This window comes from Listeria rocourtiae subsp. hofi, from assembly GCF_963575615.1.
GTDB classification, from domain to species: Bacteria; Bacillota; Bacilli; order Lactobacillales; family Listeriaceae; genus Listeria_A; species Listeria_A hofi.
The window spans coordinates 250618-265365 of sequence record NZ_CAUYTL010000001.1 but is presented as its reverse complement, the minus strand read 5'-3'; the positions used below and the strand labels follow the sequence as shown (position 1 = coordinate 265365).

At 40.8% G+C, this 14748-nt stretch carries 10 protein-coding genes; 8 read left to right on the top strand and 2 right to left on the bottom strand.

Going from position 1 to position 14748, the window contains the following annotated elements; translation table 11 throughout:
- Positions 1–81 precede the first annotated feature (81 nt).
- Both R8925_RS01345 and ltaS read right to left on the bottom strand, forming a co-directional pair.
- Positions 82–1320: a dicarboxylate/amino acid:cation symporter gene (locus tag R8925_RS01345; protein WP_430534132.1), complete on the bottom strand. Its 1239-nt coding sequence runs from the start codon at positions 1318–1320 to the stop codon at positions 82–84.
- Positions 1321–1424: 104 nt separating this feature from the next.
- Entirely contained in the window at positions 1425–3398 is a 1974-nt protein-coding gene (gene ltaS / locus R8925_RS01340) for a lipoteichoic acid synthase (protein ID WP_430534131.1), read from the bottom strand.
- A gap of 437 nt (positions 3399–3835) precedes the next feature.
- Here ltaS and R8925_RS01335 point away from each other — a divergent pair, with 437 nt between their 5' ends.
- The 8 genes from R8925_RS01335 to R8925_RS01300 all read left to right on the top strand — a co-directional run bounded on the left by R8925_RS01335 (position 3836) and on the right by R8925_RS01300 (position 14738).
- Positions 3836–4498 carry a class A sortase gene (locus tag R8925_RS01335; RefSeq protein ID WP_430534147.1) on the top strand — a complete coding sequence of 221 codons (663 nt, stop codon included), beginning with the start codon at positions 3836–3838 and terminating at the stop codon, positions 4496–4498.
- 132 nt (positions 4499–4630) lie between these two features.
- Complete coding sequence (locus R8925_RS01330) at positions 4631–5362, top strand: MBL fold metallo-hydrolase (protein ID WP_430534130.1); 732 nt, start codon at positions 4631–4633, stop codon at positions 5360–5362.
- A 14-nt stretch (positions 5363–5376) separates the two neighbouring features.
- Positions 5377–6372: a lipoate--protein ligase gene (gene lplA, locus R8925_RS01325; RefSeq protein ID WP_430534129.1), complete on the top strand. Its 996-nt coding sequence runs from the start codon at positions 5377–5379 to the stop codon at positions 6370–6372.
- A gap of 240 nt (positions 6373–6612) precedes the next feature.
- Positions 6613–8544 carry a 1,4-alpha-glucan branching protein GlgB gene (gene glgB, locus R8925_RS01320; RefSeq protein WP_430534128.1) on the top strand — a complete coding sequence of 644 codons (1932 nt, stop codon included), beginning with the start codon at positions 6613–6615 and terminating at the stop codon, positions 8542–8544.
- A 30-nt stretch (positions 8545–8574) separates the two neighbouring features.
- A complete protein-coding gene (locus R8925_RS01315; RefSeq protein ID WP_430539388.1) occupies positions 8575–9723 on the top strand; it encodes a glucose-1-phosphate adenylyltransferase in 1149 nt (382 codons plus the stop codon).
- Positions 9713–10861, top strand: coding sequence for a glucose-1-phosphate adenylyltransferase subunit GlgD (gene glgD, locus R8925_RS01310; RefSeq protein ID WP_430534127.1), 1149 nt, complete (start codon positions 9713–9715; stop codon positions 10859–10861). The genes R8925_RS01315 and glgD overlap by 11 nt, the downstream gene beginning before the upstream one ends.
- Positions 10858–12282 carry a glycogen synthase GlgA gene (gene glgA, locus R8925_RS01305; protein ID WP_430534126.1) on the top strand — a complete coding sequence of 475 codons (1425 nt, stop codon included), beginning with the start codon at positions 10858–10860 and terminating at the stop codon, positions 12280–12282. The genes glgD and glgA overlap by 4 nt, the downstream gene beginning before the upstream one ends.
- A gap of 50 nt (positions 12283–12332) precedes the next feature.
- Positions 12333–14738 (top strand): glycogen/starch/alpha-glucan phosphorylase, encoded by a 2406-nt coding sequence (locus R8925_RS01300; RefSeq protein ID WP_430534125.1) that lies wholly within the window; start codon positions 12333–12335, stop codon positions 14736–14738.
- Positions 14739–14748 lie beyond the last annotated feature (10 nt).

Here is a 14748-nt window from a genome sequence, read left to right as displayed (position 1 = left end):
TCATTGTATCAAAAAAGAAAAACTGTATAAACAATGAACTAAGATTCATTATTTACACAGTTTATTTTACACTCCCTCACTCTAAGCAAATTGTTTTGACAGCCAATTCTTACCTTCGACAAATCGACTAACTAACATGGCACATACCGTATTCCCTGTTGAATTTAGCAATGTTGCAGGTATATCAATGATTGTACTAATAATCATAATTGTTCCAACGAGCTCAGGATTGAAACCAAATACTGCGCAAATCATTAACTCCCCAGTCATACCACCGCTTGGGATTGCTCCCATTACAGCGCCAACGAGGAATGCAACACCAATAATTGCAAGGATATTCATCGGTGAGGTCATATCTTTACCAAACAAGGTGAATAGGAAAATAATTTTAATGATTCCTCCCATCACAGAGCCATCCTTATGGGTATTCGCACCGAGAGGAATAACGGTTTCTGCTATATCATCGGGCACCCCCATTTTTTTCGTTGCTTGCAAGTTCACGGGGATACAAGCAGCACTTGAAGAGGTAGCAATTGCTGTAATAGAAGGCGTAATGACGTTTTTCCAATAAACTTTCACGCCTAGAAGACCACCAGAAATAAAGGCATATAAAGTGAAAGCACCAAAATAGTAAATAACTGCCAGCACTAAATAAAGTAAGAAAGAATTCAAATAACCGTTAATAATTTGCGGACCAAGCTTTCCAACTGTATCAGCAAAGTAGCAACCAAGCCCAATCGGTGCCGCGTACATAATCACTTTCACCATTTTTAAAATAACTTCCGTGCCAGCATTTAAGAAATCAGCGACTGGCTTTCCTTTTTCACCTGCCATTGACGTAGCGAGCCCTAGAAGAATTGAAAAGACAATCAGGGGTAATAAGTTAGATTTCGAAAATAAATCCAGAAAATCGGGCACTGTGAACGTTTTGACGATTGTTTCTCCGATTGTCGAGCTTGCAGCTTCTGGAGCAGTTGGTAATTTTTTGGTAATTTGTGACATATCAACACCCTGCAATGGATTATAGATTTTTGTTCCAATAAAAGCAATAACAGCAGCAATCAAGGCAGTTGTGAAGAATACCGCAAAAATTGTGCCCATAATTTTACCTAGACGTTTCATGCCTTTCATATTCGCAATAGCACTCGAAACACTCAGAAATACAAGTGGCACAATAACGACAAACATCAAATTAAGAAATAATTCCCCAATCGGCCGCACCACCGAAGTTTTATCACCAAAAATGAGTCCAGCCGCACCACCGACGATAATTCCGGCGATTAAGAAAAGACTGAATGCATAATTTTTAAGTATTTTCATATGTAGTAAACCTCCCTTTATCTTTTTATAGAATAGCATTTTAAAGCGGGAAAGGGAAGAGATATTTAAAAAAACCACCCATTTTAGAACGGGTGGTTTAGTCATTATTTCGTATCCGTCGATGATTCGTCAGTACTTGTCGTTTTGTTCTTATTGTTGTAATTGTACTTCGAAGGGTCTGTTTTCTCGAAGCCTTCCGGTGTGTAGAAACGAAGTAAGTCGCCTTGTAACACTTCATCGGAAAGTTCGAGCTCTTTTGCAACATTGTCTTTCGTTGTTTTCATAGCATCCGTTTCAGTTGTGATTTCTTCGCCTGTTTTCTGATTATAGAACTTACCACCAATCATCGAGTAAGCAGGGGTGATGAAATCGCCATTTCGGAATGGAACTACTTGCTTCGCATCTTTAGAAAGCAAATCGTTACCTAATTGTACGTAGTTTTTCGTATCTGTGCCAAGCAAGTGAAGTAGGGTTGGTAAAATATCGATTTCACCGCCATACGTATCTTTAATGCCACCTTCTACTCCAGGAACACGAACCATAAATGGAACACGCTGCGCTTGAGCGTTTTGGTAAGCGTCATAATCTTTACCAAGCACTTTACTCATGGCTTGTGCATGATTGTCTGAAATACCATAGTGATCACCGTACATCACGATAACCGAATTCTCATACAAACCACTATCTTTCAAATACTGTACGAAACTGCGCACTGATTCATCTAAATAACGTGCAGTTTGGAAGTAACTATCTACAGAGGCATCACCAGTTTCAGCAGGTTTAATCGTTGCTTCTTCTTCTGAAATCGGATATGGGAAATGATTCGTTAACGTAATAAACTTCGCGTAAAACGGTTGTTGTAACGACTCAATATATTTCTCAGATTCCTTGAAGAACGGCTTATCTTTCAAACCGTAGTTCGAAACATCCTTTTCGTTCATATCGTAGTAACTAGCATCGAAGAAATGATTATAACCAAACTGTTTGTAAATTTCATCGCGATTCCAGAAACTCTTATAATTCCCGTGGAAAACCGCAGAATCGTAACCTTGTTGGCCTAAAATGGCTGGTGCAGATTGATACGTATTCTTACCTTTTGTTGAGAAGGCAGAACCTTGTGGAAGTCCAAATAATGAATTCTCAAGCATCATTTCGGCATCGGAAGTTTTTCCTTGACCTGTTTGGTGGAAGAAATTTGTGAAGCTTAATGTGTTTTTGTCTTTAAAGAACGAATTAATAAATGGCGTAACTTCTTCACCATGAAGCTTGTAGCCAATCAAGAATTGTTGGAAACTCTCCAAGTGAATGTAAATGACGTTTTTACCTTTTGCTTTACCAAAATAAGCTGGGTTTGGCGTGGCATAATTCGATTTCGTATAGTTCAACACTTCATTGACATCGCTACTATCAGCAAGGGCCCGTTGTGTTGAGTTTTGCGTGCTCTTCACAGCATCATAAAGTTGGAAGTTCGTCATACCAAGATATTTTACGATATACGTCCGATCAAAAGTACGGGTTAACAATTCAGGGCGGTCGATTTCAGCAAGACCTAAGTTAGCGAAGAACATCGCGACACCTAATGTCAAGACACCAACTGTTTTACGAGCACGAATCCGCGCTTCTTTGTTTGGTTTGACAACTCGAAATACCAATAAGCCGATCAAGAAAATGATATCCAAGAAGTAAAGCGCATCAGTCCAGTTCATTAAAGCGCCGATACTGCCACTTTGTTCGCCAAGGCTTGACGCCTCTTTAATGTTTGGCAGAGTAATGAAGTCACTGAAGAACCGGTAATAAACCATGTTCGCAAACAAGACGATTGTTAACAGTAAATCGATGATGATAATCCAGACAAACGAGCGTCTACCTTTCGCAAATAAAGCGAGTCCCATAAAGAACACAGCCGAACTTAGCGGATTAATTAGTAGTAAAAATTGTTGCATGGCATTCTCAATACCAAGATTAAATTCCGTTTGATAAGCAATATACGTTTTTAGCCAGAATAGAATGACGGCTAGAATAAAAAATCCGTAGTTCTTACTTAAGAAGCTAAGGACTTTTTCTTTCCATTCGTTCATAGTTCACCTCTCCTAATACTCTATGTGAGTAAGTACTTTCATTTGTAATAGAATAAAAAAAACTGGGCTCTATATGTAAAAAGCGTTACGCTAATTCCAAACCCACGTTAATTTAATTGTAACATAACTTTAACAAAAATAAAACTAAAAAACATAGGTCTAGAGGATGATGTTGTCCAATAATGGCTTAGTGGCGGGAAAATGAAAAGGGTTACGATACGTATAAAGGAAGGTTTGTTAGGTTGCTGAATTGGGTAAAATAGGAAAGGTTAAAGCGTGAAAAGAAACATAAATGATGGCATACGTGAAAAGCTTAGATGGAATGAAAGCGTGTTTGAGGTTCCGTTTTTATGAGAATTAATAGCTCGTTTTAATTTGTTGTGGTTGCATTTGAGCTCAAACCTACTATATAATATAGAAACAGCAAGGAGGAATATATATTGAAGAAAACGATTGCCATTATCATTTTAATTATCGGGTTACTTCTTGTACTGTCGCCATTCATTAAAAGTGGAATAGTGAAGTATTTAAGTGAACGGGACTCGGTGACGAATTACAGTGCAGAAACGATTGAAAAAAATAATAACAGAGACGCGAATTTTGACTTTGCTAGCGTCGAACTACCTTCCATGACATCGGTTGTAAAAGGAGCGACGGATTATGACAAGAATGCAGTTGTTGGTTCGATTGCTATTCCAAGCGTTGACCTTAACTTGATGGTTTTAAAAGGAACAAATACGGCGAACTTGCTTGCTGGTGCTACAACGATGCGAGAGGATCAAGTAATGGGTAAAGGAAACTATCCACTTGCTGGGCACCATATGCGCAATGGTTCTATGCTGTTTGGCCCAGTGATGAATGTGAAAGAAGGCGCCAAGATTTATCTGACGGATTTGACGAATTTGTACACGTATGAAGTAACGAATACTAAAATTGTCAAAGATACAGAAGTGGGCGTAATTGATGACACAACAGAACCACAGATTACGCTTGTGACTTGTGATGTTGCGACAGAGACAGATCAGCGTTTTATTGCGACAGGGAAATTAGTCTCAACAGAGAAACTGACGAAAGAGGCTAAGCAAAAATATTTTGAATAAGCTTTTGGGGCACGCTTCATGCGGAATTATGAATTCTGTGTGGCGTGTTTTTTTCAGTCACAAAATCTGTTCTCTGTCTTCGTTTTAGTGTATGATAAATAAGTAAACTAAATCGAGAGAGGACGTGTGGACATGAAGTTGACTGTGTTTGGTCATTGGGGTGGCTATCCGAAAGTGGATGAGGGGACATCGAGTTATTTATTGGAAGAGGATGGCTTTAAATTATTGATTGATGTCGGTGCAAGTGCCGTTTCTATTATGCAGAATTATGTGAATCCAAATGAGATTGATGCTGCGATTATTTCGCACTATCATCCAGATCATGTGGCGGATGTTGGTATTTTACAACATTATCGTTTGATTGGTGGGATGAATGCCGATGTTCCGGTATTGCCGATATATGGGCATGATGAGGATGCGCGTGGTTTTTCTTATCTTTCGATGCCAAATGTCTCCGAGGGAATTGCGTATAATCCGAGTGAGTCGCTTACAGTGGGACCTTTTTCAATCACATTTTTAAAGACTGTGCATCCGGTGGTTTGTTATGCAATGCGGATAGAGTCGAATGGGAAAGTTTTCGTATTTACAGCGGATTCGGCTTATCAGGAGTCGTTTGTTCCTTTTGCAAAGGATGCAGATTTGTTGATGGCGGATGCGAACTTTTATAAGGATTTGGCTGGGAAAAGTCAGATTCATATGGCGAGTACAGAAGTTGGGCAACTGGCGCATGATGCAGGTGTGAAGACATTGTTGTTATCGCATTTACCACAGTTTGGTGAGCTGGCTACGCTTAAGGCAGAAGCAGCTACGGCGTTTGATGGGCAAATTGTGTTGGCGCATAAAGGCTTGATTATCGAGTTTTAAGGAGGAAATAAGGCGTGTATTTTATTGATAATAAAAATGTGTTAGATCCAACGATTAATTTGGCGGTGGAAGAGTTTATTTTGACGGAGCTTGATTTAGATGAGCCGGTGTTGCTATTTTATATTAACCAGCCATCAATTATTATCGGGCGTAATCAGAATACGATTGAGGAAATTAATACGGAATATGTCGCAGAAAATAATATTAAGGTTGTGCGTCGCCTATCTGGGGGTGGAGCGGTTTATCATGATGAGGGGAATTTGAATTTCAGCTTTATTACGAACGATGATGGCGATTCGTTTCATAACTTCGCAAAATTCACTGAGCCGATTGTCGTGGCGCTTAAAAAGCAAGGTGTGAATGCGGAATTGAAAGGGCGCAATGATTTGTTAATCGATGGTTTCAAAGTGTCTGGGAATGCGCAGTTCGCGACAAAGGGCAAGATGTTTTCGCACGGGACATTGATGCTTGATTTGAACCTAGATGATGTTGTGGCGTCATTAAAGGTTCGTAAGGATAAAATTGAATCGAAGGGCATTAAGTCAGTGCGAAGCCGGGTTGCGAATATTTCGGAGTTTATGGAGAATAAGATGACGACGGAGGAATTTCGCGATTTACTTCTGCTAGATATTTTTGATGTCGAAAGTGTGGCGGATGTGAAAGAATATGTGCTTACGGAGGCCGATTGGGAGAAGATTCGTGCGATTTCGGCGAAGCGCTATAATAACTGGGATTGGAATTATGGAAAGTCGCCCAAGTTTAACTTGGAACGGACGAAGCGTTTTCCAGTTGGGGGTATCGATGTGCGCCTAGATGTTGTGAAAAGTATCATTGCAGACGTGAAGATTTTCGGTGATTTCTTTGGGGTTGGCGATGTGACAGAGATTGAAAGTAAACTTCGCGGTGTTAATTACGAACGAAGTGCAATCGAAAAGGCGCTATCTGATGTAGATATAAAACATTATTTTGGTAACATTACAAAGGAAGACTTCTTAGATTTAGTGTATTAATAAATGTAGAGAGTCCGGGTTATAATGCCTAGGCTCTTTATTTTATGTAGCTTTTGATAAATAAAAAATGTTATAAGCTTTACTGGTGGTATTATTTTCAAAAAGCCAAGAAATCTGGTATATTAGAAATAAGGAAATTATGTTGACAGTTTCCGATTTACTTCATAAATGAACGCGACATAATGATTTTTTTGTTTTGGAATAGAGAAAAAACAGATTATTCAAAAAGGGTGTGGTGAAGTGAGCAATAAATTGCAGATCGGAAACATGTCAGAAGCGGATACATATTTATTTAATACGGGGAGTCATTTTCAGAGTTATCAGCTGATGGGGTGTCAGTTTGCACTGGATTCGAATGGGAAAGAAGGATTTTCGTTTCGTGTCTGGGCTCCAAACGCACAAAAAATTGCGATTGTAGGTGATTTTTGCGATTGGGATACTGGGATGATTTTGCATAAAATTGGGAATGCGGGAATTTGGGAAGGCTTTTCGACGCAAGCGAAACCGGGACAACATTATAAAGTTTTGGTGGAGGATTCAAATGGAAATCAGAAATTAAAGATGGATCCATATGCCTTGGCGTTTGAGTTAAGACCAAAGGATGCCGCAGTGGTAACCAAAATGCCAGATTTCAAATGGACGGATGGGCGCTGGATGGCGAAACGGAAGCGAAAGAACTTATATCAGGCGCCACTCAATATTTATGAGGTGCATGCTGGTTCTTGGCGGAAACCGCAGGATGGTAGGGATGCTGAGTTTTATACGTTTGCGGAGCTTGCGGATATGTTGATTCCATATGTGGTGGAGATGGGGTATACGCATATTGAGTTTATGCCGCTCATGGAACATCCACTAGACGCGTCTTGGGGCTATCAAATTACGGGTTATTATGCGTTGTCGGCGCGTTACGGGAGCCTAGAAGATTTTATGGGTTTTGTGGATGCTTGTCATGCGGCGAATATTGGTGTGATTATGGATTGGGTACCGGGGCATTTTTGCCGAAATGATAATGCGTTATCTTATTTTGATGGTACGCCACAGTTTGAATATTGGAAGACGTTTCAGGCAGATAATGTCCGCTGGGGAGCGCTTAATTTTGATTTGTCTAAGGCCGAGGTGCATAGTTTTTTGATTTCGAATGCGCTGTTTTGGATTGAGATGTGTCATTTGGATGGTTTGCGTGTCGACGCGGTATCGAACATGATTTATTTGGATTATGATGATGGATACTGGGAAGCAAATGAGGACGGCGGAAATGTGAATAAAGCTGGCATCGCTTTTGTTCAAAAGTTAAATACAGAGGTTTTTAAGCGATATCCGGATATGTTAATGATTGCAGAGGAAAGTACAGCATATCCAGGTGTGACGTTACCTGTGGATGTTGGTGGACTTGGTTTTAATTATAAGTGGAACATGGGGTGGATGAACGATATTTTAGAATTTTTCGAGATGGATCCGTTGTTTCGCAAGGATCATTTTAACCTCGTGACGTTTTCGTTCATGTATATGTTTAAGGAGAATTATATTTTGGCATTGTCACATGATGAGGTGGTGCACGGTAAGAAATCGATGATGCACAAAATGCCAGGGGATCGATATAATCAGTTTGCTGGACTCCGAACATTAGAGGCATTTTTGATGATGCACCCTGGGAAAAAATTAAATTTCATGGGCAACGAGACAGGGCAATTTTTGGAATGGAAGTTCGCGGAAGAATTGGAATGGGCAGATTTAAAACAAGATTTGAATCATCAATACCAATTTTTTGTGAAGTCTTTAAATACGATTTATGTGGAGCACCGGGCATTATTTGAGCTCGATCATGATTCTGCCGGAATGGCAATTTTGGATGCAGATAATCGAGATGAGTCGATTTTGACGTTTATTCGCCGAGGTACAAAGCCACGTGATTTCCTCGTGGTAGCGTGTAATTTTGTGCCAGTGGAAAGACAGCGAGTCAGGATTGGAGTGCCTTATGAAGGGATTTATGCAGAATTATTGAATACGGAGTCGTTTGATTTTGGTGGGACTTGGAAGACGGCGCAAGCAGAAATGCGCACGAGCGATGCGGGGCATAATGGACAACCATATAGTATAGAAGTTATCATGCCCGCAATGAGTGTACTTATTATTAAGCCGAAAAGAATAAAAGGATATAAAAAAGGGCGGTGAAGGGGATTTGCCGTAAAAAAGCAGTCCCGGATGATTATGAAAAATGACATGATTGCAATGATTTTAGCAGGTGGACAAGGTTCAAGGCTCGGCGATTTAACGAAAACAATGGCAAAACCAGCTGTTTCATTTGGTGGGAAGTACCGAATTATTGATTTTTCGTTAAGTAATTGTTCCAATTCGGGTATTGATACGGTTGGAGTAGTAACGCAGTATCAGCCACTTGAGTTGAATGAACATATTGGGGACGGCTCATATTTTGACTTAGATTATAAGAGTGGTGGCGTGACGATTTTGCAACCGCATCTTAGTTTAGAAGGAGAGAAGTGGTTTAAAGGAACGGCACATGCGATTCATCAGAATGTAAGTTTTATTGATAGTCATAATCCGGAATATGTACTAATTTTATCAGGGGATCATATTTATAAAATGGATTATGAGAAAATGCTCGATTATCATAAGGAAAAAAATGCAGCGCTGACGGTGGCTGTTATCGAGGTGCCAATGGAAGAAGCGTCAAGATTTGGAATTATGAATGTGGATAACACAGAGAGGATTATTGAGTTTGATGAAAAGCCGGCAGAGCCGAAAAGTAATTTAGCATCGATGGGGATTTATATATTTAAATGGAGTTTATTGCGCCAGTATTTGAAAGATGCACAGTCTAAAAATATCGATATGAGCGACTTTGGAAAAAATATTGTGCCAGCATATTTGAATAACGGCGAGCATATTTTTGCGTATCGTTTTTCTGGTTATTGGAAAGATGTTGGAACGATTTCAAGTTTGTGGGAGGCGAACATGGAGTTTATTAATCCTTGCCACGAGCTGAATATTAGAGACCGAGAATGGCGTATTTATTCGAAAAACCCGATTGCGCCACCACAACATATTACGAAACGGGCAGATGTGAAAAATGCACTGATTGTCGATGGATGCTTTATAAATGGTAAAGTTAAGCATTCGATTTTGTCGCAGAATGTGAAGGTTGGCGAGAATAGCGTGATTGAGGACAGTGTGATTATGCCGAATGCGGTAATTGGGAATAATGTTGTGTTAAAACGGGCTATTGTTGGTGAAAATGCAGTTATTGCGGATAATGTGGAAATTTTGGGTGAGGACGAAATTCAAGTCGTTGGTCACCATGAAATGATAGGAGTGTCGGAAGATGAAGGCTAATAAAATTTGTGGAATCTTAAACTTATCGGAAAATAAAGAAGGACTGCAGCCTTTGACGAAAAACCGACCTCTTGCAGCGATGCCATTTGCGTGTCGTTATCGCTTGATTGATTTTCCGTTATCGAATATGACGAATGCTGGTATTAATACGATTGCGATGTTTTTGAATGAGAATAATCGCTCGTTATTTGACCATATTAGGAGCGGAAAGGAATGGGATTTGAACACGATGTACGGTGGGCTGTTCGTGTTTGATGAACGTAATGCAGATGATTTTTCACAGGAGAATTATGATAACAGCTTGAATTTTTTGACGAAATCGGCAACGGAATACGTGGTTATTATGGGAAGTAAGATGATTTGCAACATTGATTTGAAATCGGTTTTGCAACATCATAAGCAACAAGACGCTGATGTGACAGTAGTTTATAAGAAGATTACGTCTTCGATTGAGGCGGGGGACCATGAGAATTTGATGACACTTGATTTAACGCCAAAAGGAAAAATTTTGGCGAATGAGGAAGTTGGAAAAGAGGAGCAGGTGCGGGAGAATAGCGCGCTTAGCTTGGAGATTTATTTGTTGAAGCAAGAATTATTGTTGAAATTGCTTGCTAATTATCGCGAAACAGGGCGTGATTTTTCGTTGGATGCGGTGATGAAGCAGGCGGTGGAACATACGAAAGCGAACGGTTTTGAATATACGGGCTACTTGCGACAAATTTATTCGGTGAACTCGTATTTTGATGGGAATTTTGATATGCTGGAGGATCGTAATTTATCAGCGCTGTTCCAAGAGAACCAGAAAATCCATACGAAAGCGAAGAATGAGGTGCCAACTTTTTACGCCGAGAACTCGGATATTAAGGATTGTTTGGTCGCGAATGGATGTTTACTACGTGGATCAGCGGAGCATTCGTTGTTATTCCGAAATGTGGTGTTGGAAGAAGGAGCAAGCGTGAGCAATTCGATGATTATGCAAGGTGCTCGCGTTGGTGAGGGCGCGCGATTAGAATATGTCATTGCGGATAAGAAAAGCGTTATTGCACCGGGTGTTGAGTTGATTGGGGCGCCGGGTAATCCGATTGTTGTGAAGAAAGATGAACAAATCGAGACAAGCAGAGGGGCGGAGGTTGGATGAAAGTCCTATTTGCAGCGGCGGAGGTTTTTCCGTTTGTGAAAGTAGGTGGGCTTGCGGATGTGGCGTATGCATTACCAAAAGAATTGGTGAAGCAGGGTGTTGATATTCGCGTAGTGTTACCGTTTCACACGAAGATGGCGCAGGAATTTAAGGATGAGATGGAGGATGTGACGCAGTTTACGGTGGACGTCGGTTGGCGTCAGCAGTTTTGCGGTGTGAAGACGTTGGTGCGTGACGGCGTGCGCTTCTATTTTATTGATAACTTGTATTATTTTGATCGACCGAATGTGTATGGGGACTACGATGATGCGGAGCGCTATGCGTTTTTCTCGATGGCGGTTTGTGAAATGATGGAGAAAATTGATTTTGTTCCGGATTGGTTGCACGTGAATGATTGGCATACGGGGATTATTCCGTTATTACTTGCGGATAAGTATCATTGGATTGAGGCATATCGAGGGATTCGGACGGTGCTGACGATTCATAATTTGCAGTTTCAAGGAATTTATTCGCCGCGGGTGTTGGAAGAATTGCTCGGAATTGGGATGCAGATGTGGCATGAAGATGGGATTAAGTATTATGATGATGTGAACTTTATGAAGGGTGCGATTCAGTTTGCAGATCAGATTACGACGGTTAGCCCGAGCTATGCGCAGGAAATTCAGACACCGCTTTATGGGGAGCGTTTGGATGGTTTACTTCGGGCGAATGCTTGGAAATTGACGGGCATACTAAACGGGATTGATCAGGAATTGAATAATCCGGCAAATGATCCGCTGATTCCGAATACCTTTAGCCAGAAGGATATGTCTGGAAAAGCAAAAAATAAGGCAGCAATGCAGGCGCGTCTCGGGTTGCCGGTGCGTGCAGATGTGCCGCTGATTATTATGGTATCGCGTTTGACTCACCAAAAAGGATGCCATTTAGTGGAAGAAAGCTTGGATGCGTTATTACAAAAGAATGTTCAAATCGCGATTCTTGGTAAAGGAGAAACAGCTTTTGAGGACTCTTATCGCTTTTTCGAGCATGTGTATCCGGATAAAATGTCGGCGAACATTGATTTTGATATTGGCTTTGCGCAACAGCTTTATGCTGCAGGAGACATGTTGTTGATGCCTTCTTGGTTTGAGCCATGCGGGATTTCGCAGTTGATTGCGATGCGCTATGGGACGCTTCCAGTTGTTCATGAAACAGGTGGTTTGAAAGATACTGTTCAGCCTTTTAATAAGTATACGCGTGAGGGAACTGGTTTTAGTTTTGATAACTATGATGCTGGTGTTTTTAGAACTATTTTAGAATCGGCAATCACGCTATATGAGGAACAACCGGATGTTTGGCGGCAGCTTGTGACGCAAGCGATGGACAAGGATTTCAGTTGGAAAGTTTCAGCTGAAAAATACAAGGGTATCTATGAAAAATAATGTTTATTACAAAACACAAGCTAGTCAAACGCAAGTAGGGAGGAATCATATTGGAAATTAGTAAAGAGCATTTTAAAAAAGAGTATAATCGTGTATTGACGAGTCTGTATGCTTCGGAAATTCATGATTTGACACCGCTGGAACAGTACATCACATTGGGAAGTGTTGTTAAGGAGTACACAGCTCAAAATTGGATGCAGACAAAGAAGGGATACCAGCAAGATCAAGCAAAACAAGTTTACTATTTTTCGATTGAGTTTCTACCTGGGAAGTTATTAAAAAGTAATTTGCTGAATTTGGGTATTTTGGATACGGTTCGAGAAGGTTTGGCGGAGCTTGGTGTCGAATTTGCCAGTTTGGAAGCAATCGAGGCGGATCCTGGTCTTGGTAATGGCGGGCTAGGCCGATTGGCGGCTTGCTTTATGGATTCGATGGCAACATGTGATGTGCCTGGAAATGGGAACGGGATTCGTTATCGCTACGGGTTGTTTAAGCAGAAATTTGTGAATGGTTACCAAGTTGAGTTGCCGGATGATTGGTTGAGACATACGAATGTGTGGGAAACGCGGCGTGAGAATAAGGCAGAGATTGTGCGCTTTTTCGGAGATGTTCATTTGGAAGAGAATGAGAATGGCGATATTAAACCGATTTATTCGCATACGGAGGATATTTTAGCGGTGCCTTATGATACGGCGATGACTGGCTATGCGAATGATACAGTGAATAATTTGCGGCTTTGGTCGGCTGAAATACCGCCGAGTGAGGAGATGGATTATTTTTCAGAGGAGCGGAGGAAGTCCATTCATAGTATTTCGGAGATGCTGTATCCAGATGATTCTAGCTACGATGGTCGCTTGTTACGCTTGAAGCAGGAGTATTTTTTTGTTTCGGCTGGTGTGCAGAGTATCATTCGTTATTATCTAAAATTGGGCCTGCCAATAGAGCATTTAGCGGAGAAAATTTCGATTCACATCAACGATACGCACCCAACGATGTGTATCCCAGAGTTGATGCGAATTTTACTTGATGAAGAGGGAATGAGTTGGGATGCGGCGTGGACTATTACGATGAAAACGTGCTCGTATACGAATCATACGATTATGGCAGAAGCGCTTGAAAAGTGGCCTGAGCAGATGGTTTCGAATCTAGTACCACGGATTTACCAGATTATTTGTGAGATTAATCGCCGTCATTTGGAAAGCATGACGCCGCTTTATGGAGCTAATTTTACGCAACGAACAGCGATTATTCAAGATGGCGTTATCCATATGGCGCATTTGGCTATTATCGGAAGTCATAGCATTAACGGCGTGGCCAAATTGCATACGGAGATTTTAAAGGAAAAAGCATTGCACGATTTTTATTTGGCATATCCAGCTCGTTTTAACAATAAGACGAATGGGATTACACATCGTCGTTGGCTGTTGCTGAGCAATGAAGGTTTGAGTAATCTGATTAGCGACTACATTGGCACTGAGTGGAAGAAAAAACCGAATGAACTATACTTACTAAAAGCCTTCAAAGAGGATACTGTTTTACTTGAAAAACTAGAACAGGTCAAATTGGCGAATAAGCGGCATTTAGCGGCATATGTGAAAGAAACGATGGGAATTGACATTGATCCAAATGCGGTTTTTGATGTCCAGATTAAGCGACTTCATGCGTATAAACGGCAATTGCTGAATGTATTGCATATTTTATCGCTATATTTGAAGTTAAAGGAAACAAATTCGGAGGAAGAGATAGTTCCGCGTGTATTTATTTTTGGGGCGAAGGCGGCACCTAGTTATTCCTACGCAAAGGAAATTATCAAGTTGATTAATGCGGTGGCGGATTTAATTAACAATGATACATCAATTGCTAACAAAATTAAAGTCGTATTCGTGGAAAATTACGGCGTGACGCTTGCAGAAAAAATTATTCCTGCAGCTGATATTAGTGAGCAGATTTCACTTGTTACAAAAGAGGCATCTGGCACAAGTAATATGAAGTTGATGTTAAATGGGGCGATTACACTTGCTACGTTAGACGGGGCGAATGTGGAAATTCGTGATAGGGTTGGCGATGAGAATATGCTATTATTTGGGATGCAGGACCAGGAGTTGTACCATTTTTATGATTCGAATTCGTATCATTCGCATGAGGTTTATGATCATAATCCGCGATTGAAACGTTGTCTGGATGCGCTTATCGATGGAACCATTCCGAACATTGAGGCAGAGGGGCGCGAAATTTTCGATTCGCTTTTAAAGTATAATGATGAATATTTCGTGTTGAAGGATTATGAATCTTATGTGCATGCGCAGTCGCGAATTGATGGCTTGTATCGTGATCGGAAGAGGTGGAATCAGATGTCGCTTCTAAATATCGCGCATGCGGGCGAGTTTTCATCGGACTACACGATTATGCACTATGCGGATGAAATTTGGAATGTGCACCACAATAAAAACCTGTGACGAAAGGGAG